The 26,452-nt window shown below is 36.7% G+C and carries 21 protein-coding genes; 6 read left to right on the top strand and 15 right to left on the bottom strand.

What is annotated here, in order from left to right; translation table 11 throughout:
- Positions 1 to 16: 16 nt before the first annotated feature.
- Positions 17 to 1,513 (bottom strand): carboxypeptidase M32, encoded by a 1,497-nt coding sequence (locus tag FGL89_RS00245; RefSeq protein WP_014974458.1) that lies wholly within the window; start codon positions 1,511 to 1,513, stop codon positions 17 to 19.
- A 44-nt stretch (positions 1,514 to 1,557) separates the two neighbouring features.
- A complete protein-coding gene (locus FGL89_RS00240; RefSeq protein WP_041773219.1) occupies positions 1,558 to 2,823 on the bottom strand; it encodes an MFS transporter in 1,266 nt (421 codons plus the stop codon).
- Positions 2,824 to 2,977: 154 nt separating this feature from the next.
- Here FGL89_RS00240 and FGL89_RS00235 point away from each other — a divergent pair, with 154 nt between their 5' ends.
- On the top strand, positions 2,978 to 4,525 hold the full coding sequence (locus FGL89_RS00235) for a PucR family transcriptional regulator (RefSeq protein ID WP_014974460.1): 1,548 nt from the start codon (positions 2,978 to 2,980) through the stop codon (positions 4,523 to 4,525).
- Positions 4,526 to 4,626: 101 nt separating this feature from the next.
- On the top strand, positions 4,627 to 6,039 hold the full coding sequence (locus FGL89_RS00230) for an amino acid permease (RefSeq protein WP_014974461.1): 1,413 nt from the start codon (positions 4,627 to 4,629) through the stop codon (positions 6,037 to 6,039).
- Positions 6,040 to 6,090: 51 nt separating this feature from the next.
- Here FGL89_RS00230 and FGL89_RS00225 read toward each other — a convergent pair whose 3' ends face one another.
- The 6 genes from FGL89_RS00225 to FGL89_RS00200 form a co-directional block, all read right to left on the bottom strand.
- Complete coding sequence (locus FGL89_RS00225) at positions 6,091 to 6,957, bottom strand: YitT family protein (RefSeq protein ID WP_014974462.1); 867 nt, start codon at positions 6,955 to 6,957, stop codon at positions 6,091 to 6,093.
- A 182-nt stretch (positions 6,958 to 7,139) separates the two neighbouring features.
- The gene (aspS, locus tag FGL89_RS00220; RefSeq protein ID WP_014974463.1) at positions 7,140 to 8,909 is read right to left on the bottom strand and encodes an aspartate--tRNA ligase; all 1,770 of its coding nucleotides are present in this window, start codon (positions 8,907 to 8,909) and stop codon (positions 7,140 to 7,142) included.
- Complete coding sequence (gene hisS / locus FGL89_RS00215; RefSeq protein ID WP_014974464.1) at positions 8,906 to 10,207, bottom strand: histidine--tRNA ligase; 1,302 nt, start codon at positions 10,205 to 10,207, stop codon at positions 8,906 to 8,908. Before hisS ends, aspS begins: the two co-directional genes overlap by 4 nt.
- Before the next feature lie 361 nt (positions 10,208 to 10,568).
- Positions 10,569 to 12,251, bottom strand: coding sequence for a glycoside hydrolase family 13 protein (locus FGL89_RS00210; protein ID WP_147000253.1), 1,683 nt, complete (start codon positions 12,249 to 12,251; stop codon positions 10,569 to 10,571).
- A 24-nt stretch (positions 12,252 to 12,275) separates the two neighbouring features.
- Positions 12,276 to 13,613 carry an MFS transporter gene (locus FGL89_RS00205; protein ID WP_014974466.1) on the bottom strand — a complete coding sequence of 446 codons (1,338 nt, stop codon included), beginning with the start codon at positions 13,611 to 13,613 and terminating at the stop codon, positions 12,276 to 12,278.
- 71 nt (positions 13,614 to 13,684) lie between these two features.
- Positions 13,685 to 15,361, bottom strand: coding sequence for a glycoside hydrolase family 13 protein (locus tag FGL89_RS00200; protein WP_014974467.1), 1,677 nt, complete (start codon positions 15,359 to 15,361; stop codon positions 13,685 to 13,687).
- 118 nt (positions 15,362 to 15,479) lie between these two features.
- Here FGL89_RS00200 and FGL89_RS00195 point away from each other — a divergent pair, with 118 nt between their 5' ends.
- Positions 15,480 to 16,478 (top strand): LacI family DNA-binding transcriptional regulator, encoded by a 999-nt coding sequence (locus FGL89_RS00195; protein ID WP_147000252.1) that lies wholly within the window; start codon positions 15,480 to 15,482, stop codon positions 16,476 to 16,478.
- Between the two features lie 66 nt (positions 16,479 to 16,544).
- Here the strand turns inward: FGL89_RS00195 and FGL89_RS00190 are convergent, their stop codons facing one another.
- A complete protein-coding gene (locus tag FGL89_RS00190; RefSeq protein ID WP_014974469.1) occupies positions 16,545 to 18,803 on the bottom strand; it encodes a glycoside hydrolase family 65 protein in 2,259 nt (752 codons plus the stop codon).
- 335 nt (positions 18,804 to 19,138) lie between these two features.
- Between FGL89_RS00190 and FGL89_RS00185 the strand changes: the two genes are divergently transcribed.
- Positions 19,139 to 19,777, top strand: coding sequence for a CatB-related O-acetyltransferase (locus FGL89_RS00185; protein WP_014974470.1), 639 nt, complete (start codon positions 19,139 to 19,141; stop codon positions 19,775 to 19,777).
- Between the two features lie 194 nt (positions 19,778 to 19,971).
- Positions 19,972 to 20,106, top strand: a complete 135-nt coding sequence (locus tag FGL89_RS08760) for a hypothetical protein (RefSeq protein WP_014974471.1) — start codon at positions 19,972 to 19,974, stop codon at positions 20,104 to 20,106.
- A gap of 39 nt (positions 20,107 to 20,145) precedes the next feature.
- Here the strand turns inward: FGL89_RS08760 and FGL89_RS00180 are convergent, their stop codons facing one another.
- The 4 genes from FGL89_RS00180 to FGL89_RS00165 form a co-directional block, all read right to left on the bottom strand.
- Positions 20,146 to 20,748 carry a nitroreductase family protein gene (locus FGL89_RS00180; RefSeq protein ID WP_014974472.1) on the bottom strand — a complete coding sequence of 201 codons (603 nt, stop codon included), beginning with the start codon at positions 20,746 to 20,748 and terminating at the stop codon, positions 20,146 to 20,148.
- 140 nt (positions 20,749 to 20,888) lie between these two features.
- A complete protein-coding gene (locus tag FGL89_RS00175) occupies positions 20,889 to 21,419 on the bottom strand; it encodes a GNAT family N-acetyltransferase (protein WP_243129498.1) in 531 nt (176 codons plus the stop codon).
- A 132-nt stretch (positions 21,420 to 21,551) separates the two neighbouring features.
- Positions 21,552 to 22,754, bottom strand: coding sequence for an aminotransferase class I/II-fold pyridoxal phosphate-dependent enzyme (locus FGL89_RS00170; RefSeq protein ID WP_014974474.1), 1,203 nt, complete (start codon positions 22,752 to 22,754; stop codon positions 21,552 to 21,554).
- Between the two features lie 126 nt (positions 22,755 to 22,880).
- Positions 22,881 to 24,014: a THUMP domain-containing class I SAM-dependent RNA methyltransferase gene (locus FGL89_RS00165; protein WP_014974475.1), complete on the bottom strand. Its 1,134-nt coding sequence runs from the start codon at positions 24,012 to 24,014 to the stop codon at positions 22,881 to 22,883.
- Positions 24,015 to 24,072: 58 nt separating this feature from the next.
- On the opposite strand from FGL89_RS00165, the gene FGL89_RS00160 reads away from it, so the two are divergent.
- Positions 24,073 to 24,357, top strand: coding sequence for a hypothetical protein (locus tag FGL89_RS00160; RefSeq protein WP_041773155.1), 285 nt, complete (start codon positions 24,073 to 24,075; stop codon positions 24,355 to 24,357).
- Here FGL89_RS00160 and FGL89_RS00155 read toward each other — a convergent pair.
- Both FGL89_RS00155 and asnS read right to left on the bottom strand, forming a co-directional pair.
- A complete protein-coding gene (locus FGL89_RS00155; RefSeq protein WP_041773220.1) occupies positions 24,349 to 24,987 on the bottom strand; it encodes a DnaD domain-containing protein in 639 nt (212 codons plus the stop codon). The two genes, FGL89_RS00160 and FGL89_RS00155, sit on opposite strands and share 9 nt — an antisense overlap.
- A gap of 116 nt (positions 24,988 to 25,103) precedes the next feature.
- Positions 25,104 to 26,411: an asparagine--tRNA ligase gene (gene asnS / locus FGL89_RS00150; protein WP_014974478.1), complete on the bottom strand. Its 1,308-nt coding sequence runs from the start codon at positions 26,409 to 26,411 to the stop codon at positions 25,104 to 25,106.
- Positions 26,412 to 26,452: the final 41 nt, after the last annotated feature.

The raw sequence follows: 26,452 nt of genomic DNA, 5'->3' as shown, positions 1-26,452 counted from the left end.
AATACACCTCAATTTTTTATAATTGATAAGCATCGGTATACAAGTCAGTCATGAAGTCTAACCAATATTGTGGATTAAGTATCTCACCTGTCACTTCTTCTAAAATCTTATTGGGATCAACTGCCCCACCATGACGCCAAATATTTTCTTTACGCCAATTAAAGATTGGCGAATAGTCACCTGACTCAAAGATTGCTTTGAAATCCAAAGTTTTAATCATAGTTGCTCTAAATTGAGCCGCATATAGATGACCTAGCGCATAGCTTGGGAAATACCCAAATGACCCACCAGCCCAATGAATATCTTGCAAGATACCTGTTAAATCGTCAGGGACGTCCAACCCGAGATATTCTTTGTATTTAGCTTGCCAAAGTGCTGGTAGTTCAGCCAAATCAATATTATCATTAAAAATTGCTTTTTCAATTTCATAACGAATAATAATATGCAATGGATATGTCAAAGGATCAGCTTCAGTACGAATTAATGTGGGTTCAGTTTTTAACCAACCGCTATAAAAAGTATCAAAAGCAATATCGTCTAAGACTGGTGAAACTTCTGCCTGTAACTTAGGATACTCAGCTATCCAGAATTCTTTTGAACGACCTATCATGACTTCATTGAATAATGACTGTGACTCATGAATACTCATGCTAATCGGTAACACAGCACGCGCATCATCATACTTGCTATCAACATTTTGTTCGAATAATCCGTGACCTGCTTCATGTAAAATACCAAGCACCGCCATTTGAAAATTATTTTCATCCCAGCGAGTAGTAATCCGTGCATCATCTCGATTTAGCGCTTCCATAAAAGGATGAATTGTATCATCTAGTCGCCCTTTATCCAAACTGTAACCTAGACGTTGAGCTGCGGCCATCGAAAAATTACGCTGCTGTTGCTTCGTTACACGACGATGCAAAAAAGTGTCATCTGGTACGCTACCAGATTCTGCCAATCGTTCGCGTAGAATAGTCACACCTTTTTTGACTTGTTCGAAAACTTGATCCAACTTAGCTACTGTCAACCCAGGTTCATATTGATTCAATAACACATCGTAGGGTGTTTTCTCATTTGTTTGCCAAAGTGGGATAAACTGTTTTAAATATCCAATAATTTTTTCCACATACGGTTTGAATATGTTATAGTCATTGGCTTCACGTGCTTGTGCCCAAAAATCCTGTGCTTGTGACAATATTTTTTGAAAAGCAACAAAATCCTCTTCTGGAATTTTACCTGTTAAATCAAAATCTTTGCGCGCTTTTTCAAGGACGAGCTGACCTAAGGCATCAAGCGATGATCCGTCTGCTTCTAAGTTCGTTAATAACTTTTCCCTTCCAGCACCTGTAGATAGCTGAAAGGTCTTTTCAGCTAGATAGGCATCTACCTCTGCCCGAAAATGGCCTGCATCTTTTGGCATACCTGTTAAGGCATCCCACCCTGATAGTGCTGACAGTTCAGATAACATTGTCTGTTCTTTAACTGAATCAAGTAAATCTTGTTGCGTTATCATATTCCAACCTCGTTTTTAAATTAAATTATATAAAATCTTATCACTTATTCATCTAATTTAGAAGTTTTCTTAGTATCACTCATCCGCCAATAAACTAATAAACTAATAAAAATAACGACCGTTACATAGACAAAGAATAGGCTTTCATGATGGATTTTTCTTAGATATAATGCAAGATATTCAACAGTACCACCAAAAATTGCAACCGTTAAACCATAAGGTAATCCAACACCCAACGCTCTGATTTCTGTGGGAAACATTTCGGCTTTTACAATGGCATTAATTGACGTATAACCGGTAACAATGACTAGTCCAGCTAACATCAGTAAAAACGCTTCCCAGCTTGTCTTAACGTGTGACAAAGCCACAAAAATAGGAATAGTAAAAATTGTTCCTAAACCACCAAACCAAAACAATAAAGGTCGACGGCCAATTTTGTCAGAAATTGCACCAGCGATGGGTTGCAAAATCATAAAAATTAATAATGCTAAAAAGTTAATGGTTGTCACTTCTTGAGTTGGTAAACCAGCTGTGTTAATCATAAACTTTTGTAGATAGGTCGTATAAGTATAAAAAGCAATTGTACCACCGAGTGTTAAGCCAACAACTGTCAAAACAGCTTTTGGATAACGCATCAGTTCTCGTAAATGACCTTTTGGTTTGCCTGTTTGCGCTTTAAATTGATCTGATTCTTCCATACCTAATCGCAAAAATAAGACAGCTATTGCACCTAATGCACCAATAAAAAATGGTATACGCCATCCCCACTGCATCAATTGCGCTTCAGATAGCGTTAATTGTAGGATAATTTGAACACCTAGAGCAATTAATTGTCCACTAATCAAAGTCACATATTGAAACGATGCATAGAAACCACGATGATCACGACTAGCCATTTCAGATAAATATGTGGCGGAAGTGCCATACTCACCACCTAATGATAAACCTTGAAACAGACGTGCTAACACCAAAACAATTGGTGCAAAAATACCAATTGTTGCGTAACTAGGAATGATCGCAATAACAAATGACCCAGCAGCCATAATTAATACTGATAGCGTTAAAGCAGCACGACGACCATGTTGGTCAGCATACTTTCCCAACACTAAACTACCTAATGGTCGCATTAAAAAGCCAATCGCAAAGACACCTGCTGTACTTAATAATTCAGCTGTTTTATCATGGCTAGGGAAAAATGACGGCGCAAAATAGATTGCAAAAGAAGCATAGACATACCAATCAAACCACTCAATTAGATTTCCCAACGAACCTTTGAGAATATTACTAATGATTTTTCTTTCCGATCGCATTTGTGTTTGCATAATACAGCTCCTTATCTATCCTTTTTTCTTACTCTAACACAATCAGCTACAATTTCCACAATTCATGTATAGCAAAAGTGACATAATATTTGTGGATAGTTGTGCAGTATGCCATAATAATAACCATACATTGGAGGTTGCTATGCAATTGAATAGTTTTTTAAAAGATCCTTTAGCGCCTAGTTTTGAGCTAATTGCTGGTCAAAATGGCCTTAATCGTGAAATAAATCATGTGGGCATCGTAGATACACCTAATTTCGAAGAATATCTTGTTCCTGATCAATTTATAGTGACGACTGGCTATTTATTTCAAAATCATAATGATCGCTTGCGACAGCTAATTATCTCATTAGATAAACATCATAGCTCTGGCATTGGTATTAAAGCTAATCGTCACATGAATACAATTGATCATGATATTCAAGAACTGGCCAATCAACATCATATATTAATGATTTGGTTACTAGATGATGAACCGATGTCTACAACATTTACCAAAATAAATCAAATCATCAACGCAACACATAATAACGAGTTACATGAAATTGTTACCATTAATCAACAACTATCTTTTATTAACCACCACAATACTTATCAACATCTTCTTGATTTGAGTGCTCAAATTCTCGATGCCCCATTAATGTTACTTGATTCCCATTTTTCAGCTTTATATGCTAGTAATGCTTTGTTGAAGGAACGTGAATTTTTCACTTCTTTTTTACGCACACAATCAAATATTGACTATCTTAATTTACAAGAAAAGGTGATTGTAACATTTAAAGGTAAACAGTTTGACATTCTACCTATATTCTCTGCACTTAATGAAAATAAAGCATTCGTAGCAATTCAGACACCTTCTCAACCTTTATCCGATTTTCAATTACTTAAACGTAGGCAGGTCATCAACGCAGTTGGATTAGCTAATTCACGCACAGACCTCATTAACGAAACAGAATTCAGAAATCTTTCCGGTTTCTTTTTAAACATTATGCAAGGCGATTTAGGTACTGAAGCAATTAACCATTATTTACGCAACATTAACATTGATGTACAAACACAGTATGCGATAGCTGTATTAGATTTTACAACTAGTAAATCAATTATTGAAATACGACAATTTGAAATTTTACAGACACTCACACGATGGTTTATTAATGAATCTGATTGGCCGGTTTTAATTTTTTCATATAAGCAACAATTAGTTTTACTAATTGCTGATGTCATTAATCCACGTATTTTTTTACAGAATTTGTATAATTTTTTAAGAAAGCAATCTAAATTAGAGCACCGTTTCACTATTGGATTTTCACGTATAACCGAAACAATTCATAAGTTAAATGATTTATATGAACAGGCTAATAATGCTTTGAAACTGACATCTAAATCTCACCCAATCATGCGTTTTCGCCCAAAAAGTGCGCATGAGTTACTGAATTTATTGCCTCAACAAGAAAGTCGCGCTTTTGTCGAAAAAAATCTTGGCCCCATTTTAGACAATCCAGAACTTTTGCAAACTTTAGAAACTTACATGTTTTTGCATCAAAATGTGACTGCTGTTGCTAGTGCAATGTTTGTCCACCGTAATACAATTAATTATCGTCTAAAACACATTTCTGAATTACTTGATGTCAATTTAGATATGCCAGATGTTTTAGTTGATATTCAGCTCGCCATATTATTACTTAATTAGTCACTTTGCACAATTTTTTATTTTATTGTTGTGCAACAAAAAATGAAGGTTTAATGATAATTATGATAAACTTGTCCTCAATCAAGGGAGGCAATGTTTATATGATGAAATATACAAATACAACTATAAATCACGACGGTACAATTCGAGGCTTGAAAAAGAAACATGTTCAAATGATTGCCATTGGTGGCACAATCGGTACAGGACTATTTTTAGGCGCTGGTAATTCAATTGCCAAAACTGGTCCTTCAATTTTAATTGTTTATGCAGCATTAGGTTTCTTTTTCTTTCTCATGATGCGTGGTATTGGTGAAATGCTTTATGCAGACCCTTCCCAACATACATTTGTTTCTTTCATTAGTAAATATGTTGGCGCTGGGTCCGGTTACTTTGCCGGGTGGTCTTATTGGATTGGACTACTATTCGTGGCTATGGCTGAATTAACGGCAGTATCCACATATGTTAAATTCTGGTTTCCTAACTTACAAACTTGGTTAATCCAAATTGTCTTTTTGGCTATTCTGACTATGATAAACTTAGTTGCCGTTAGATTATTTGGTGAAACAGAATATTGGTTTGCCATGATTAAAATTATTGCTATTGTGGCCATGATAATTACTGGACTCTTCCTAATTTTCACAGGCTTCAAGTCACCCGCTAGTGGTGGTCATACGGTAGCATCGTTTGGTAATGTTTTCTCTAATTTTTCACTATTCCCTAATGGCGCTAGCATGTTCTTTGCTGCTTTCCCTATGGTTTTCTTCGCGTTTCAAGGCATGGAATTCGTTGGCATTACAACTGCGGAAACACAAAATCCAAGAGAAGTACTACCAAAAGCAATTAATACGATTATTCTAAGAATTCTTATTTTTTATCTTGGTGCCATGGTAATTATTATGTCTATTATCAATTGGCACGTTATTGCCAAAACACCTAATCAAAGTCCCTTTGTCATGGTCTTTCAGTTGGCTGGCTTCAAAGCTGCAGCCGTTGTCATTAATTTCGTTGTCTTAACTTCAGCAGCTTCTGCCTTAAACTCAGCTATATACTCAGCCGGTCGCCATTTTTATCAACTGGCTGAAGAGTCTGACTCACATTTTATGAAGCAATTCCAAGAAATTTCGACTCATGGTGTACCTGCCAAAGCCATTATATTGACTGCTATTTTAGTACTCTTATCACCTATTATTAATTCAATTCCTCAAATAACAAGTGCTTTTGGTTTCATCACAGCAATTTCTTCAAATATGTATATTATTGTTTATGGTATGACGATGTATGCGCATCGTAAGTTCCGAGAATCTACTGATTTTATACCTAATGGCTTCATCATGCCTGGTTATAATTGGACTAGCCCACTAACGCTTATCTTCTTTGCCGGTATTTATATTAGTTTGTTCTTCGAATCTGACTCGCGAATGCCAGCTATTGGTGCTATTGTATTTACACTTATATTCGGTTTCTTATCACATCGTAAGTTTGCATCTACTGCTGCGCCAACCGTTACTTTGTAAATAAAAAACGTCAACACATATGTGTTGACGTTTTTGTTTGAAAATCAAACATTATAACTCCGGTTCATAAAAACGACCGACAGTATGCTCAATCTTCCAAGTAGATGAAAAAGCTTGTGCGTCCACTTCTCGCATTGCCTCACGTAATTCGTAGCGCTCTTGTTGCGTGATCACTGTTAGCAAAACTGATCGCTCTTGACCTGTATAACCACCACGCGCATCATTAATAATCGTGACGCCTCGACGCATTTTTCGTTGAATACCATCAACCATTTCATCTGGTTTAGTTGTAATAATCATCACCTGCATCTGCTGCTGACGTGTATAAAAAGCATCAATCATACGTGAACTAATAATCACACCAACAATTGAATACAAAGCATATTTCCAACCATAAGTTAAGCCTGCACCAACCATAATTAATGCATTAAAGCCAAGATTAATGGGTCCCATTTTGAAACCGAAATGCTTCTTAACTAGTAAACCAATAACATCTAAACCACCGGTACCAACGCCATAACGTAAGGCGGTTCCCACCGCCATACCATTAAGCGCCCCACCAAACATGGCATTGATCAATGGATCAGGTGTTAAAATACGCCTTGTATCAAATAATGGCATCAAAGCCGAACTTAATAATACTGCCAACGTGGTAAAAGTAGCAAAACGCCAAGATAACTTCCACCAAGCAATTACTAACATTGGTAAGTTAACCAATGCTAGTGCTAAAGCGACAGGTATTCTATCCCCAGTCAATGTCGTAACTAGCTGCGCAAATCCAGTAAAACCTGACGAATAAATATGCCCTGGACGCCAGAAATAATTCATAGCAAATGCAACAATGACACCGTAAAATACAGCGCCACCAACACGACTAGCGTATTGGTTTTTCATAAAATTGTGAATAAGTTTTTGCATAATTAACGCACTTTATAGTTCCTATTCCCTCTGGATTGATACTTTTATTTTTTGAACTTATCAGTAAAATACCTTCAAACTGTCAAGGTCAAATAATATTCTCTAACGATTAGCCCATCTAATCATAACATTAGCAATTATAAAATACGATACTAACATTTTATTTTCAAAAACCTATTCTATTAGTCACTTTCTGGCACAAATAATCCTAAATCATTTAATTGTTTGCCATCAACGCGTGTTGGCGCTTCTGTCATTGGTTCAGTGGCACGAGAATTCTTTGGGAAAGCAATCACTTCACGAATATTTTCTTGACCAGCTAGTAGCATGGCTAAGCGATCGAGTCCCAAAGCAATACCACCCATTGGTGGGAAACCATATGACATACCTTCTAGTAAGAATCCGAAAGCTTCATGTGCTTTTTCCGGTGTGAAACCAAGTGCTTTTAACATTTTTTCTTGAATCGCCATACTGTGAATACGAATTGAACCAGAACCTAATTCATAACCATTTAACACAAGGTCATAACTTTGTGCATGTGCTTGATGAGGATCTTCCCCTTCATCTAAGTAGTGTAAATCTTCTTCGTTTGGCATTGTGAATGGATGATGGGCAGCAATCCAACGATCAAAATCTTCTGAATATTCAAATAGTGGCCAATCCACAATCCAAGCAAATGCCCATGGATTTGTTTGATTAACTAAATTAAGATCTTGCGCTGTTTGACGACGCAAATAATCTAATGTTGCCGAAACAACATCGTTACGTCCAGCACCAAAGAGCAACAAATCACCAACATGTGCACCAGCAGCCTTAACTAACTGACTTGGTTCAGGGAAAAACTTAGCAATTGGTCCACTAACACCTTCTTCAGTAACCTTTAACCAAGCCAAACCTTTAGCACCAAAACGCTCAATATATTGGGCCAACTTGTCAATATCTTTACGTGAATAGTGCGCTGCACCGCCAGGAATGGCAATAGCTTTGACAACACCACCGTCTTGAACAGCCTTAGAAAAGACACCAAACTCGCTTTGTTTCATAAGATCAGATAAATCATGAATTTCATATGCAATACGTAGGTCAGGTTTATCTGTACCAAAACGGTCCATTGATTCCTGCCATGTTAATGTTGGAATTTTTTTCGTATCCAAATCAAACGCAACAACGTCTTTCATCATTGCCTTAACCCATTCATTAACTAGCGCACGAATTTCGTCTGCCGACATGAATGACATTTCCACATCCATTTGCGTAAATTCTGGCTGACGATCACCACGTAAATCTTCATCACGAAAAGCACGTGCAATTTGGAAATAACGGTCAAATCCTGCGCCCATTAATAACTGCTTAAAAAGCTGTGGCGATTGTGGTAGTGCATAAAACGAACCTGGGAAAATACGTGAAGGTACCAAATAATCACGTGCTCCTTCTGGTGTCGATTTGGCTAAAATGGGTGTTTCAACATTAATGAAATCATTATTGTCCATAAAGTGACTAGCGCTAGACATAATTTTCGAACGAATTCTAAGATTTTTCTGCATTTCTGGGCGGCGCAAGTCTAAATAGCGATACTGTAATTTCAGCTCCTCATTGGCATTAACGTCATCTTCAATGTAAAATGGTGGCGTTTTTGATTGTGACAAGATTTTAGCACTGACAACATCAATCTCAACCGTACCTGATTTGATTTTATCATTAATCTGGCTTTCTTTACGTTTAACAACTTCCCCGGTAATTGACACCACATACTCATTACGCATTTCGTCTGCAACCTTAAGCGACTCAGCGTTTGTTGCGTTGAACGTTAATTGTACGATACCCTCACGATCACGTAAATCTATAAAAATCAAGTCGCCAAAATTACGACGTTTCTGGACCCATCCAGCCAATGTGACAGATTGTCCAAGATAACTTTCATCAATTAATCCTGCATAAGTTGTACGTTTCATTGTTCATCTCCTTCTGAATCAATAATTGTTGGCAAATCTGTATACAAATCTGCTAACTTTACCAGTTTCTGCTGACCAGTAGTCATATTTTTAATTTTAGCTGTATGGTTGGCTAATTCTTGCTCCCCAATTGTAACAACATATTTTGCATGCTGGCGATCAGCTGTCTTAAATTGTGCTTTAGCTGAACGTGCTAAATAATCGCGTTCGGCAATATAACCAAATGAACGAATACTTTGTACAATTTGAGTTGCAACAAGATCAGTTTCGATCCCAATATTGACAATATAGAAATCTAAATCATGATTAACTTTTGGCGCAACATCATGCGCATTCAATAAGTTGATTAAGCGTTCCACCCCAATACCAAAACCAAAACCAGCTGTTTCAGGTCCACCAAATTCTGACACTAAACCAGAATAGCGACCGCCACCAGCAATTGTAGCTGCGCCTTTTAAGTTTTCATCAACGGTCATGATTTCAAATATCGTATCATTGTAATAATCAAGGCCACGAACCATTGTTGTATCAATTTCAAAATCAATAGCCAACGCTTGTAATAAGGCCTTTACTTGCTGCCAATGTGTTGTTGCTTCATCTGATAAATAATCCAAAATAGATGGTGCATTTGCAACAAATACTTGATCTCGTGGGTCTTTTGAATCCAAAACACGTAACGGATTTTTATCCAATCGTTCTTGTGAGTCAACAGATAATTCAGCTTTATGCGGTGTTAAATAATCAATTAAAGCCTGACGATACGCATCTCGTGACTCGCGGTCACCCAATGTATTAATTGCTACTTTTAAATTTTTCAAACCTAAAATTTTGAAAAAATCTACCGCCATTGCAATAATTTCAACATCAAGTGCTGGTGCATTGGACCCAAAAGCCTCGACACCAATTTGATGAAATTGACGAAAACGGCCAGCTTGTGGTCGTTCATAGCGAAACATTGGTCCCATATAAAAAACTTTGTATGGCTTATCAAATTCTGGCCCAAATAACTTATTTTCAACATAAGCACGCACAATACCAGCAGTACCCTCAGGTCTAAGTGCAACATGACGATCACCTTTATCATGAAAATCATACATTTCTTTGGTCACAACATCAGACGTATCACCTGCTGAACGTGAAAAAACATCAAAATTTTCAAATATTGGTGTTCTAACTTCTTTAAAATTATAATCACCAAAAAGTAATCGTGCGACACTTTCAACATGTTGCCACTGGGCAGTTTGATCGGGTAATAAATCAGCGGTACCCTTTGGCCGTTGGAATATAGATTTTGACATAATTATTTTATTCTTGACGTATGAAAATATACATCAATTTTCTCCTTAATATTTTTAATTGACAAACCGAAAAACGCCCTTAACGATTTCTCGTTAAGGGCGCAATTGCACGGTACCACCTTAAATATTGATACCCTAAGGTATCACTTCTGCTGCTTATCGCGCTACCACGCACTGCCTTAAACAACAGCGACCTCAAAGGTGTCTAAAATTATGTCTTTGTTTTGCTCGCATCATACGCAAAATTTCTGATTGACTAAACAATAATTTTTCCAATTTCATCGGCTTTAATATATGTTTTTATCATATCTTTAACAGCGATCAAAGTCAAGTCAATTTTAATATTCACACGATGCCACTATTACTTCTTAAAAAGATAAACTTTGGCTTCGTATGGTCGTAGTGTCTCACCTTGATCATCAGAATAATTACTAATAATCAATTCAGCATCACTTGGTACATGGTATTCTCGCGTTAATTTTTGATCTGTGAAATTATTAATTACTAGTAATTGGTCTTTTTTGCCGACACGTCGGTAAGCATATACTTCAGCATCTTGCGCATCTAGCAACTCATAAATACCAGTTGTTATAATTGGCATATCATGACGTAAACGGATTAATTTTTGATAATAATAGAAAATAGAATTTTTATCCGCCAACGCTTCTTGGACATTGATACTGTCATAATTACTATTCAACTTCAACCAAGGTGTACCTGTTGTAAACCCAGCATTCTCTGAATCATCCCACTGCATGGGTGTTCTTGCATTATCACGCCCTTTAGCATGAACGTAGTTAAGCATAGTGTTTTCATCAACTAATTTAGTTTTCTCCACAAGATATTTAAAAGCCTGCTTAATTTCCACATCATCAAAATCCTCACGTTTGAGGTTATAAGCGTTAGTCATGCCAATTTCTTCACCTTGATAAACGTACGGTGTGCCTTGAAGAAAATGAAGCAATGTGGCAACCATTTTTGCTGAAACAACACGATATTCTGGCCTATCATCTCCGTATCGAGAAACTGCTCGTGGCTGATCATGATTGTCCCAGTAAAGTGAGTTCCAGGCTTTACCAGCCAATTCATTTTGCCATTTTGATAAGTTTTCCTTCAAATCAACCAATGATACTTTTTTGTCATACCACTTACTTAATGCGGGATTTGGGTTATTATCTAACCCCATATGTTCAAATTGAAATACCATATTCAATTCAGAACCATCTGTGTTAGCATATCGGGCAGCATTAGTAATATCAACACCCGATGCCTCACCAACAGTCATCATATCAGCACGGTTCAAAACTTTTTGGCGCATTTCTTGAAGATAGTCATGGACGTGGGGACCGTTGGCTACTGCTTTATCTGAATTACCATATTCACCATTATTTGGTACTTCACCATCTGGCAAACCATCTGGTTTTGAAATTAATGAAATAACATCCATACGGAAGCCATCAATACCTTTATCTACCCAGAAGTTCATCATATCAAACACTGCTTGTCTAACTTCTGGATTGGCCCAATTTAAATCAGGTTGTCCCTCAACAAATAAATGGAGATAATATTGACCAGTCGCTTCGTCAAATTTCCAAGCAGGGCCAGAGAAGAATGATCCCCAATTATTTGGTTCATGACCATCAACCGGATCACGCCAAATATAAAAATCACGCTTGTCATTATCTTTAGATGAACGGCTCTCAATAAACCATTGATGTTGATCAGCAGTGTGATTGACCACCAAATCCATTAATATTTTTAGACCTTTATCATGCGCTTTTTCTAATAAATCATCAAAATCAGCCATGGTTCCAAATTTTTGGTTAATATCTTCATAATCAGAAATATCATAACCATTGTCTTTGTCGGGTGAAGCGTAAATTGGATTTAACCAAATCACATCCGCGCCTAATTTTTGAATATAATCAAGCCGCTGTTCAATCCCTTTCAAATCTCCTATGCCATCACCATTTGCATCTTGAAATGATCCTGGATAAACCTGATATACAACTGCCTTTTGCCACCATTTAATGTTATTTGTCATAATTTCTAACCCCTTTTCTAAATTCTATTTTTCTTCTTTAACAATAAAGATTAAGCAACCACCTATCATTAAGAAAACACCAGCAATTGCAAGCATATGTGCCATTGACTTTCCTACTGCTGGGAAAATAGCAAAACTAGCAATTGAAGCAACAATTTGTGGTATACAGATAAAGCAATTAAACAAACCTAAATATACACCGTCATGCATACCGTTTAACGCGTTGGTTAAAATGGTAAATGGAATTGATATAATGGCGATCCAACCAATACCAATCAATACAAAACCAATAAATGAAGTCAAGTGTGTGTGCCCATAAGCCACAACTAAGAATCCTAAACCACCAGCAATAAGACTCAAGAAGAAAGCGCCTTTTCGTGTACTATTATTCAATTTTTGGAAAAAGAGACCAACAATAATAGCAACAATTGAATAAACAGCCTGTAAAATACCAAACCAGTTACCAGCTGCTTGATATCCAGCAGAAGCTGGGTCTGACACACCCCATATATTTTCAGATAAAGCACCTGTTGAGTACGTCCACATATAAGGAATACCAAACCAAATAAAGAATTCTACAATACCTAATGTCCAAAAAACTTTTGGTGCATGCTTCAAAATATCAAGTAATGATTCGTGCTTCTTATCCGCATTTGCAAAGCCATGATAATATGCCAAAGTTTCTGGGTCATATTCTTTAACATTTTTTAATGTGAAAATTGTTGATAAAAGCAAGATACCAGCTGCAACATAGAATGATATTTTTACAGAATCTGGCACAACACCACGTGCGGCAGTATTAGGCACCCCAAATGTTGTCAAAATGAAAGGGAACATAAAGGCAATCACACCACCTAAACTACCCCATATATTTTGCAAACTCCATGCCTTATCAGTTTGAGACTGATTCACCATGTCTGGAATGATCATTTTAAATGGCTGCATGGACACATTGGCTGATAAATCCATGAACAAAACTGTAACGGCACCAAACCAGAGTGCAGTAAGTGAACCATAACCAAAACCAAATGAACCAGTATTTGGCAATAGCAACAAAACAATTAATGAAACAAAACATCCACCTATCAAGTATGGTATTCGTCTGCCTAATTTTGGAATCCATGTTTTATCTGAAAACATACCAACTAGCGGTTGTGTGATCATACCAGCTAAAGGCGGTAGAATAAAGAAAAAACCAAGTTTCGTCGGATCTGTTCCTAACGTCTGAAAAATTCTCCCCATATTTCCAGTTTGCACTGAAAAAGCAACTTGTACACCAGCGTACCCAACAGTCATTAAAAATAGCTGCATACTGGTTAGTATCGGTAATTCTCTTCTATTTTGTGTTTTTATATCCACCATTATATTCTCCTTGACTAGTGCAAGTCCTCTAGTCTATTTAATAATTATAGTAAGCGCTTACATTTAAACGTTTAAACATTCTCTAAATATACTTTAGATTCATATGGTCTTAATAAATCACCGGCATCATCTTCATAATTACTGATGAGTAATTCAGCCTGCTGACCTAATTGATAATGACGCGTCTGCTCTGTACTAGAAAAATTACTGACAATTAATAACTGCGATTCGCCATCAACACGTTTGTAAGCATAAACATCGTTATCCTCTAAATCCAAAACTTCATATCGCCCAGTTGTGATAATAGGTAGCTGTTGTCGTAAGGCAATAATTTTTTTATAAAAATGAAAGATTGAATGTTCATCTTCAAGCGATTGATTGACATTAATATGCCGATAATTTGGATTGACAGTTAACCATGGTTGCCCTGTTGTAAAACCAGCATTGACTGTGTTATCCCACTGCATAGGTGTACGTGCATTATCTCGAGAAGAATGATGTATAAATTGCATCATTCTTTCTGGCGCTACTCGCTTTTGGTCGACTACTAAATCTTGGTAAGCATGACGTGTATCGATATCTTGGTAGTGATCAATTGATGATAAGGCGATATTGGTCATCCCAATTTCTTCACCTTGATAAATATAAGGTGTCCCCTGCATAAAATGCAGTGTCACTGCCAACATTTTGGCAGACTTTTCACGATATTCATCCGAATCGTTACCAAAACGTGATACCACCCGTGGCCGATCATGATTATTCCAGTATAGACTATTCCATGCTTTCCCATCTAGCGCCGATTGCCATTTTGATAAAATCCGCTTCAAATCCACCAACTTGAAACGTTCATCGCTCCATTTACCTAATCCTTCGGGACTATTATCAATTTCAACATGCTCAAACTGGAAAACCATTTGTAATTCATTTGAATCAAAACCCGCATATTTTATTGCATCAGCTGTCGTGACATTAGGCGCTTCGCCCACAGTGATAACATCGTAATGCGACAATACTTGCTGATTCATCTCTTTTAAATAGTGATGGACATGCTGTCCATTTGCTACAAAATTCATTGATGAGGCATGATTGACCGCATCTACATTTGGATCATCAGGAAAATCAGAATCTTTTGAAATGAGATTAATCACATCCATTCGGAAGCCATCAACACCTTTATTTAGCCACCAAGTCATGGTATCATAAATTTCATTTCTCAACACCGGATTATCCCAATTTAAATCTGGCTGTTTTTTAGAAAAGATGTGCAGATAATACTGTTCGGTCTGTTGATCATAGGTCCATGCTGACCCACCAAAATCAGACAACCAATTATTAGGTTCATGACCATCGACTGGATCACGCCAAATATAGTAATCACGATAAGGATTATTTTTTGTTTTACGGCTTGCCTTAAACCAGTCGTGTTCGTCTGACGTATGATTAACCACTAAGTCCATCATGATCTTCAATCCCAATTGATGTGAAACTTGAAGCATCTCTTCAACATCAGCCATCGTACCAAATTCTGGTAATACTTTTTGATAGTCACTAATATCGTACCCATTATCATCATTTGGTGATTGATAAATGGGACTTAACCAAATCACTTGAATACCCAATTTTTTTAAATAGGGTAAACGTTGAATAATGCCAGGAATATCGCCGATGCCATCACCATTACTATCTTGAAAACTCCGTGGATAGATTTGGTAGACAACGGCTTCTTGCCACCATTTTATTTCTGTCATAAATTTCCCTCACATATATAGATTTAAAACAATAATAATTGCGTAAGCGTTTACGCAATTATTATTGTAACCGTTTACATTATAATTGTCAACGGTTTTTATGTATAATAGATATATTATGACTGTTACTCTAAAAGACATCGCAAAAAAAGCAAACCTCTCGCCAGCATCAGTTTCTCGCATTCTCAACAATCGCGGGCGTTTTAATGACGATACCGCTAAACAAGTTCGTACTATAGCACAATCATTAGGCTATTTTAAAAATCAATCAGCAGCTGATTTATCTCAAAAGCAAAGCCGCGTGATTGGTGTTTTAATTCCGACAGCACACACCAACTTTGCTGATGAAATTATTAAAGGCATGCAAAATAAGGCTTATGAAAACGGCTACGAACTACTGATTACTTTCTTTGGCAATGACCACCAGCAGCAAATGCAAACAGTTAAAGCACTCCTATCACGTCAATTATTAGCTATCTTTATGTTGGCAGTCGACATTACTTTGCCAATTCATCAATTAATCAAAACCTCCAATATTCAAGTATTAAGCATTTCAAACCAATTAAATGATGGAGTCCCATCAATATCCTCAGACAATTATGACATGATGTCTCAAATTGTGAATTATCTTTATGACCATGGGCACCGTCAGATGGCACTTATTGGCTCCTCAATGATTGAACCAGTGGTTGCTACAGTCAGGCGTCAAGGGTTTATTGATGCCTTAGCCAAACATAATATTAAGTATAATCCTGACTTCATTTGGGGGAATAACATCAGTTATGAATTAGGTCTCCAAACAATTCCACACTATGGGACACCACTACCATTTACCGCTGTAATTAGTTCTGCTGATATTATTAGTATTGGTATTTTGAATGGCGCTAAAGATGCTGGCTTACAGGTTCCAAACGACTTATCAATTATATCTATTGACGGTACTGAACTAACACAACTAACACGACCTATCCTCACTAACGCCAAACAGAACTTTCAACTGATGGGTGAACTAGCCATTACTGCTCTAATTAACAACCAACTTAGCACTAATACCGCTATTTACACAGATATTGAAATCATCGCTGGTCAAACAATACGCACACTAAAAGACTCGTAAACGACAGTTACGAGCCTTTTTTATTAGACCAATTCATATCATATAGCAGGTCAACAAATTACTGGCTTATTTGATCAAAGTAATATCCTGATCCAATAAGTCAATTACCAACGGTTCACCTGAAATTAAGTCAACGTGAGAACCTTGCCCATCAACTGATACCTCAAGAACGTGATTGCGAAACACCAAACGAAAAGCGTACTTAGTCCAGTTCTTTGGTAAGAATGGTTTCAAATGTAATTTATCATCACGTACACGCATGCCAGCAAATCCTTGCACAATAGCTAACCACGAACCTGTCATCGCGGTAATATGCAATCCATCAGAGGTGTCATTATTATAGTTATCTAAATCCAAACGTGCGGCACGTTCATACATTTCAACTGCCTTCTCTTCCATTTGCAAATCAGATGCCAAAATAGAATGAACAGATGGTGATAATGATGATTCGTGCACTGTCAATGGTTCGTAAAATTCAAAATTATGACGTTTCTCTGCTTCTGTGAAAGCATCTGGGAAATAGAACATCGCATGCAATGTGTCAGATTGCTTGATATACGGTGAACGTAAGATACGATCCCATGACCAGTTTTGGTTGATTGGTCGAATATCTTGTGGCATCTCGGCAATTGGCGTCAAATCTTTGTCTAAAAAGGTATCGTGTTGCACAAAGATGTGCTTTTTACCTGTTTTGGTTTCAACATCAGCTTCAGGTAAATACATCTTGTCGACAATCTCCTGCCACTTAGCCAACTCGTCCGTTGTTAAAGCCAACTTAACTTTTTCATTATCATTAATTTCGGCATAGTGCACAAGTGAATATTGCAAAACCCACTTAGCCATCCAGTTCGTATAGAAATTGTTATTCACATTGTTTTCATACTCATTTGGACCGGTAACCCCGTGAATCATGTACTTATCATTGCGTGCTGAATAGTGAACACGATCAGCCCAGAATCGGGCAATGTTGTACAAAACTTGTGCCCCATCACCAGCCAACCATGAATGATCACCAGTAATGTTAGTATAGTTATAAATGGCATAGGCAATGGTTGAGTTACGGTGAATTTCTTCAAACGTAATTTCCCATTCATTGTGTGACTCAATACCATCAAAGGTCACCATGGGATACAAAGCACCCTTTAAGCCTTGTTCTTTGGCATTATGGAAAGCCCCGTCTAATTGGTCAAATCGATATTGAAGTAATGAACGTGTGACTGATGGATCAGAAACACCAAGGTAAACTGGAATAGCAAAGGCCTCTGTATCCCAATAAGTTGCACCGCCATATTTTTCACCAGTGAAACCTTTTGGTCCAATGTTTAAGCGTGGATCATTACCATAATAGGTTGAAAATAATTGGAATAAATTGAAACGAATGCCCTGTTGTGCTGCATCGTCTCCTTCAATTTGAACATCAGCTTTTTCCCATCGATTAGCCCATTCTTGCGCGTGAGCATTGTAGATGTCAGCGTATGATTTTTTGGCAATATTTTCTGTTAATTTTTTACCTGTATCAATCACCTTGGCGAGCGTATCATAATCACGTGAAGTTATGACGATCACGCGCTTTTCAAAGTTAACTAACCCCTGCTTTGGAACTTCAATATCAAATGTATCTGTTACTTCTTTTTCAGAGCGTGTCATATGATGATTTTCACCACCGAAAAAACTTTGTCGAGCGACTACTGTAAATTGCGGTACGCCAAATGTATTTGCAATCGTTTGGGTGGCAATAAATGATGAATCGACTTCATTACCCGCATCCAAAATTTGCCAGAACTTCTCGTCATAGTTTGAATCTTCATTGACAACATCGGCATCAATACTAGCATCAAAATGAATTTGGTGCTTTTGACCATCGGAAGATGAGAATTCATAATGAATGTCAGCCAATTCCTTAATCACTGTTGACACTAAGCGCGTAATTTTGAACGTCACCCCAAATACTGTAAAAGTACGCTTCAAAACACCCACTTTCATATCCAAAGATATTTCAAAATCAGTAACATCATTTTTAGCTAAATCAACTTGATTGCCATCCACATGAATATCTGCTTTGACATAATTCAAGGCGTTGATAGCTTTACCAAAATAAAGTGGATACCCATTTTTCCACCAGCCTACACGTGTTTTGTCAGGAAACCAGACACCACCAATGTAGATACCTTGGTGTGTGTCACCTGAATACACTTCTTCAAACATGCCACGCATGCCCATGTACTCATTACCCAAACTTGTTATTGATTCTTGAAGGCGCTTGTCTTTAGGATTTAAATCACGTGATGTGACTGTCCAAGGATTAACTTCAAAAATTCGTTTCATGACATTAGTTACCTCTTTCAATGATTGTAAGCGTTTACACTAAACATTATAATATACTTAATGACTAATTAAAATCATTTTATTTAATTATTTTAACCTTAATTTATTAATGAACTTAACTCTCTATCCTGAATTGCCTCACTAAAATACCACGCCTTTTTATTTTTATGCTTAGAGTAGGGATACTTTATTTGTCGTTTTCTGATAGCATCGTGTAAAGTTTTTCTGTCTATATACAATTTATGTGAAAAAAACACCACTACTTGATATATTGTTTAAATAATTATGGTAATATGTTTATAAAATATACTAACTTTAAAAAAGGAGTATTCATAATGCTTGAATTTCCAGATCCCAATAAAATTTATCCTGATGACAACGTCAAAAGCATTGTATTTTTAAAAAATGTTGTTACTAACCCTAATATTGAGGTCGGAGAATATACTTATTTCTCAGATAAAGAACCAGAAAAATTCGAAGAACATGTTACACATCACTATGATTTTATAAACGATAAATTAATTATCGGTAAATTTTGCTCAATTGGTGAAAATGTAGAATTTGTAATGAACGGTGCAAACCATCTTATGAAAGGTATAACATCTTACCCTTTTTATATTATGGGAGATGAATGGTCTAAACATGTTCTTCAAATTACCGACTTACCTAACAAAGGAAATACAATTATAGAAAATGATGTTTGGATCGGGCAAAATGTCACAATTTTACCAGGAGTACATATAGAAAATGGCGCTATCATAGGTGCTAACAGCGTGGTAGCTACAGATGTTTCAGCTTACTCAATTGTTGCTGGAAACCCTGCAAAGCAAATTAGAAAAAGATTTTCAAATCATATCATTAAACATTTGCAATCACTGGATTGGTGGAATAAAGATGTTGAATGGATTTCTAAAAATATTGATTATTTAATGACGGGTACAATATCAGAAGAAAAAATAGATGAATTGAATTGAATTAATTCACCTATTTTTTTAGCAAGTAAATCCTTATTTCATTTTTTTCTTAGGTTTTTCAAAATTGATATGTCATTCTCTATTTATGCCATACGCCACTCAAATGAGCAATTCCTAGTAAAAAATATAACTATAGTCATATGTATTTTATCAAATTAATGGTATAATTGAATTTCTAGATAAGGAGTTTTTAAATGGGACGATATCAAATTGATTTTAAACAAAAACAAGCCGATGCAAAATACAAATCAAATCAGCAAACACAGTTATCAAAAGCTGAAAAAGTTGCTGCATTAAAAAATAAATTTACACAGGAAAAAAGCAAGTGATGATCAATCATCACTTGCTTTTTCTATTCTTATAAAAAATTACTTAACTAACTTAAAACGATCATCGTCAGTCATATACTCTTTAGTTGGTGCTGGTTCTTCAATTGATCCAATATTTAACTGAGCACGTAATCGCCAATGAGCTGGTATCTCAAATGCCTTAGCCACTGATTCATCTATTAATGGATTATAATGTTGAATGTTGGCACCCAACCCAGCTTCCGTTACTGCTAACCATGTGGCATACTCTGCAATACCATGTCCTTGTTCAGACCAATCATAAAAATTTTCTGAATATAATGGGATATTTTCTTCAAATGTCTTAACAACATCGGTATCTGAGTAAAATAACACTGTTGCAACGCCAGCCTTAAAACTATTCAGTTTTTCCAACGTATTTTGATACGCAGCTTCAGTCGGCACTTCAGATTTTAAACGATCAGCTGTAATATCCCACAATTGATCTTTCTTTTCACCAAATAAAACTACGGTACGTACTGTTTGATTATTAAAAGCAGTTGGTGCATGCTTAACCGCAGATTTAACTAATTCAAATAATTCTTCTGGTGTTTGTGAAACATTATCACCTAATACGTATATTGAGCGCCGTTTCTCTTGTAAATCTGTAAATGACATCATCATATTTTAGCCTCACTCAATGATCTACCCAACAAAGTTTGAATAGCTCTTTTAGTAATGGCCTTTCCTCCTAGTGATTAATTCATAATCAGTTGCTATAATTAGCTTAACAGCTTACTTATAATAAGTAAATAGTTAACATATCATCTCAAAACTAATTGATAAGCCCATCGGAGATTATTAATCGCCTGTTTTTCGTCAACATGAATAATCCCTTGTTTACTAAAACCATTGGATTTAATAACACGCCTCATTGAAATATTTTCAGGATGTGTATCGATACGGAAGTCGTTTATTTGTAATGTATTGAAATAAGTTAAAATAGCAGTCATAAATCGTTGTGACAGTTTTTGACCGCGGTAGCTCTCCGATAGGGCAAACCGATGGATAGTGGCATATTCGATAGATGCATTTAGCCATGCCCCTTCTTCGATGAAACGATAGGCTGGATCCTCGCCTATAATAACAGCAGCATAACCCGCGACATGATGATCAACAATTAATACAAAACCTTCAGAATTATCTATGTCTTTTTTAATGATTTCTTCATCAGGATAACCTGACTGCCACTGATCGATACCTTGCTTTTTTAAATACTTACGCGCACCATCAATAATATGTTTAATTTCAGACAAATCACTATTCTGCGCTCGACGCATATAAACTATACTCATTCTTTGACTAGTTATGCTAACATAACTTTCCCTTCTATGTAAATAATTTATTTTAACACGTCAATAAAATAAATCAATCATTGTTTTAAAAAAATAAGTATTTACTCATGTTTCTTCATTTTTTATGAATCACTAGATCAATTGCTTATCACGAACTAAGGTTGTGTAGCTAATTAATCTTTTGACTGCTTCTTCAAGCATGGTCATTGAAGCAGCATAACTAATACGAATGTATCCTTCTCCGCCTGGCCCAAATCCTGAACCCGCAACAATTGCTAATTGTTGTTTCTCAACTAAATCATTTGCAAAAGAAATATCATCTTGTATCAAATCTTGAGGGATTTTGGCAAAAATATAAAATGCGCCACTAGGTGTCCCAACTTCAAAACCTAATTGACTCAGGCTCGTCACTAGAAAATCACGTCGGCGCTGGTATTCTAACTTCATTTCAATTGTATCTTGGAAGCTCTGCTGATTACTGAAAGCCTCCGTTGCCGCTGCCATGGCTGGGTTCGATGGTGTCATAATAATAAAACTATGTAATTTATTAAATTCTGTCATAAGAGCAGCCGGACCAGCTAAAATACCAATTCGATACCCAGTCATTGCATGAGACTTGGATACACCGTTGACAACAATTGTCTGTTCAGGTAAGAATTTAGCCATTGACACATGCGCACGATCATAACTCAATTCAGCATAGATTTCATCTGAAATCACTAAAATATTAGTCTCACGCAAAACATCGGCAAGCGCCTCTAATTCATCGGCAGTATACGTCACCCCTGTTGGATTCGATGGATTTGTCAAAATGATAGCCTTAATGTTATCATTTGCATCGATAACATCCCGAAGCCTTTTAGGCGACAAAATAAAGCTGTCTTGAGAAACGTCAACAAACAGCGGTTTCCCACCATTAATACGTGCCATTTCAGCATAGACAGGATAAGCAGGTGTTGGAATCATAACTTGATCACCTTGATTTAAAATAGCTGCTAAAATTGTGAATATGCCTTCTGTTGCACCAACTGTCGTTAATATTTCTGTTTCAGGTTCATAATTTAATCCATAGCGTTTGTTTAAAAAGAAGCTGGCTGCTTTCCGTAGTGCAATAGTTCCGGCTGACACTGAATAGTGGGAGTCATCTGCATCAATTGCATGCACTGCCGCCTGTTTAATGTGATCTGGAATTGCAAAATCAGGCTCCCCAATCGTCAACTTCAAAATGTTAGGTACATTACTCACCCGCTCACTAAATGTGTGAATTGGACTCGGTAATACGGTGGCTAAATTATCAGAAAAAATATCCAACAAACTTGTTTTAGCTTCAATCATGCACAACCTCTTTTCTATGATCATAAAATATTATTACCAAATTATAACATTTGTATTGATCGTAAAAATGCTCAGCAATGCACAAATGAAAAAATAACTCTTATGCATAATGCATAAGAGTTATTTTTACTTTACACGGCGACCCCAGTATTGAAAATAATCAACTCGCAAAGCACCATTATATAGTTTACGGCATTTCGTTGCTTTTTCACCATAAAATGTTTCAAAATCCAAATCACTTGCTAAAATATACTTACTCCAACTTGGCAATTGCTGATATACAGCCCCCATTTGTTGATACAATTCACGTGCTGCATCTAATTCACCTAATCGTTCACCATAAGGTGGGTTAGATACTAGTACGCCATTAACTTTATCAGTTTGCCAATCCTTGGCTGCTAACTGCTTAAATATAATATCCTGACCTAAGCCGGCATGTTTAGCATTTTCAACAGCAATGTCAATCATGCTCTGATCAATGTCAAATGCTTCAATATCTAATGCTCGATCATAATCAGCCTGCGCTTCAGCTTCATCTCTCACACTATCTGATAGTGACTTATCAAACCAGTCCATTTTTTCAATATCAAAATCACGAATTAACCCGGGCGCAATATTGCGACCAATCAAAGCTGCTTCAATAGCAATTGTACCAGAACCCGTTGTTGGATCAACAAATGGGCGATCGGGATGCCAATTAGTTAACAAAACTAATGCAGCAGCAAAGTTTTCTTTTAATGGTGCACTTCCTTTTTCAACACGATAGCCACGTTTGAATAATGAAGGGCCAGTTGTATCAAGTGTTACAATCACGTGATCGTTTTCAAGCATGACTTCTAACTGTGCAAAATAACCATTTTCAGGTAAACGTGTACGAATATGGTAGGCATCTTGCAAGCGGTTAACAATCGCTTTTTTAGTAATGGCTTGCACATCTGGCACACTGAATAATTCAGATTTTTTTGAACGTCCTGCCACTGGAAATTCGGAATCATAATTTAAGTAAGACTCCCAAGGTAATGCTTTGACCCCCTCAAATAAGTCGTCAAAAGTTTTGGCATCAAATTCACCAACAATTATTTTCACTCGGTCAGCAGTACGCAACCATATATTAGCATTCAAAATATCACGCGCTGATCCATCAAAGCGGACACGATAATTTTCTACTTGGTGTTCATAGCCCAGTCGTTCGAGTTCTTTACCAACAAGTGATTCTAGGCCTGCTGCTGCAGTTGCCATTAAATGATATTTTTCTTCCATGAAATTTCCTTCTTAATCGAATATTTTAAACTATTCGTTTTTCCTATATACTATAATTATGAAACTAAATAATTTCGAAGAACTCACACAATATATGTCACCAGATAGTCTGATATACTGGCAAAAAGAGACCGAAATCCTTGCTATTTCTCAAATCAACTATGCTCCTGATCATTCTAATATACTGCTCGTTCCAGGACATTATGCGATGAGCTTATCACAACTAACAACACGGTTACGCGAAATGTCAAACAATACGCAACTATTTTCAGAAACCTGTCAACCAATCTTTGGTTTTCATCTTGATTTGACACACGACAAGCCATACATTATTTTAAAATAAATTATCGTAAGTATAAGTTACACCACGACGTTTTTGTTTGGCAAGTTGTGCCTGTGCAGGTGTACGAACATTATCTCGCTTCCAATTCACCAAAATTGTTTCAATGTACCTCAAACTACGCGCATTATTAGCAACAGCCTCTTGTATAGCTAATAACATCAGTTCAGGCTCAAAATGGTCTTGATCAAACCAATGCCCTATGGTTTGCATTTCCATTGGTGTTAATGGTCTGCCAAACTCCACCTCTATGGTTTGAAAAATTTCCCGACGCACAGACTTACCATCTGAAATCATTGACTGAGCAGCTACTTGCTGACCTTGTAGTAATTTCTCAACTACTGGTGTGAAATCATACGTTTCTACTTGTTTACTCGTGGCAGAAATAACCATCAGTTCCCGTGTAATCAAGCTTTTTAAGCGAGTAATAACAGTACTTTCTGTCACATGTAACAGACTTGCTAAAACCTGTGGTGTCGCTGTGTCCCCTTTATTTTGAATACGCATAACTTGCAAGTAAAGTGCAAGATCATCATTATCCATTCCTATTTCTTGGTAGTGCAATAATAAATCGTTACTAATACTCGTATGTCCAGATTGAATATATTGCTGTACCCGCTTGTCTAATGTCATCATTCCACCAAATTTATTCATCAACCCGTTTGAAAAACGTCCAAGTTGTTCTTGGACGTTTTCACTCTATTTAAGTTTACCACGTTTTCATATTGTTCGTAGCCTTAGCCTAATCATTACGGACGTAATCGGTTAATCATACGTGGGAACGGTATGGCCTCACGTATATGTTCTTCACCTGTTACAAACGTAACCATACGTTCTAAACCAAGACCAAATCCTGAATGAGGAACTGAGCCATAACGTCTCAAATCTAAATACCATTCATATTCGGCCATATCTAGCTTCTGTTCTTCAATACGTGCCTTCAATAAGTCATAATTATCTTCACGTTCAGAACCACCAATAATTTCACCATAACCTTCTGGTGCTAATAAATCAGCTGAAATGACGATGTCATCTCTTGTAGGGTGGCGCTTCATATAAAATGCTTTAATTGCCTTCGGGTAGTTAATAATAAATATAGGTTTAGCGAAGTGATTTGCCAAAAATGTTTCTTCTGGTGAACCAAAATCTACACCCCATTCAACGTCAAAGTCATTATCTTGTAATAATTTAATGGCATCATCATAGCTCACACGTGGATAAGGCAGTTGTGTATACGATCGCAATAAATCTTTATCACGTTCAAGAATATCTAATTCTTGATCATTTTTCTCCAAAACCTTTTCGATCAAGAACGCAATATAATGTTCTTGCACAACCAAGCTTTCTTCTTGGTGTGTGAAAGCCATTTCTGGTTCAATCATCCAAAACTCTGTCAGATGACGACGTGTTTTAGACTTTTCAGCACGGAAAGCAGGACCAAAAGTAAATACTTTACCAAACGCCATAGCACCTGCCTCGGCATATAATTGCCCAGTTTGTGCCAAAAATGCAGACTCACCAAAATAATCTGTTTCAAATAAGTCAGTGGTTCCCTCGGCAGCTGATCCTGTTAAGAATGGTGCATCTAATTTGGTAAACCCTTCTTGATTGAAGAATTCATATGAAGCCGCAACTAATGTATTACGGATTTTAAGCGTCGCAAACGGCTTCAAATGACGTAAATACAAATGGCGTTCATCAAACAAGAAATCCGTACCATGTTCTTTTGGCGTAATTGGATAATCATGACTTTCACCAATAATTTCAATATCTGAAACAGCCATCTCAAAACCAAATGACGATCTCGTATCCTCGTGAATTTCACCAGTAACGTACATACTTGTTTCTTGCTTCAAACCCTTTGAGCGCTCAAAAAGTTGTTCCGAAACATCGGCTTTTACGACTACTGCCTGAAAAAAAGCCGTACCATCACGCAGTTGCAAGAAAGAAATCTTCCCAGAACCACGCTTTTGACGTAGCCAAGCGCCTATTTTAACCGTTTGTCCAACATATTTGCTGGCATCAATAATTTGAATTGTAGGTATTTCTTGTGACATGTTTGTGTAGTGTGCAAAAACATACAATAACTGATCTGCTA

The sequence above is a fragment of the Leuconostoc carnosum genome, assembly GCF_007954525.1.
Classification (GTDB): Bacteria; Bacillota; Bacilli; order Lactobacillales; family Lactobacillaceae; genus Leuconostoc; species Leuconostoc carnosum.
The sequence above is the reverse complement of the archived record's forward strand: the minus strand, read 5'-3'. Positions and strand labels throughout refer to the sequence as shown.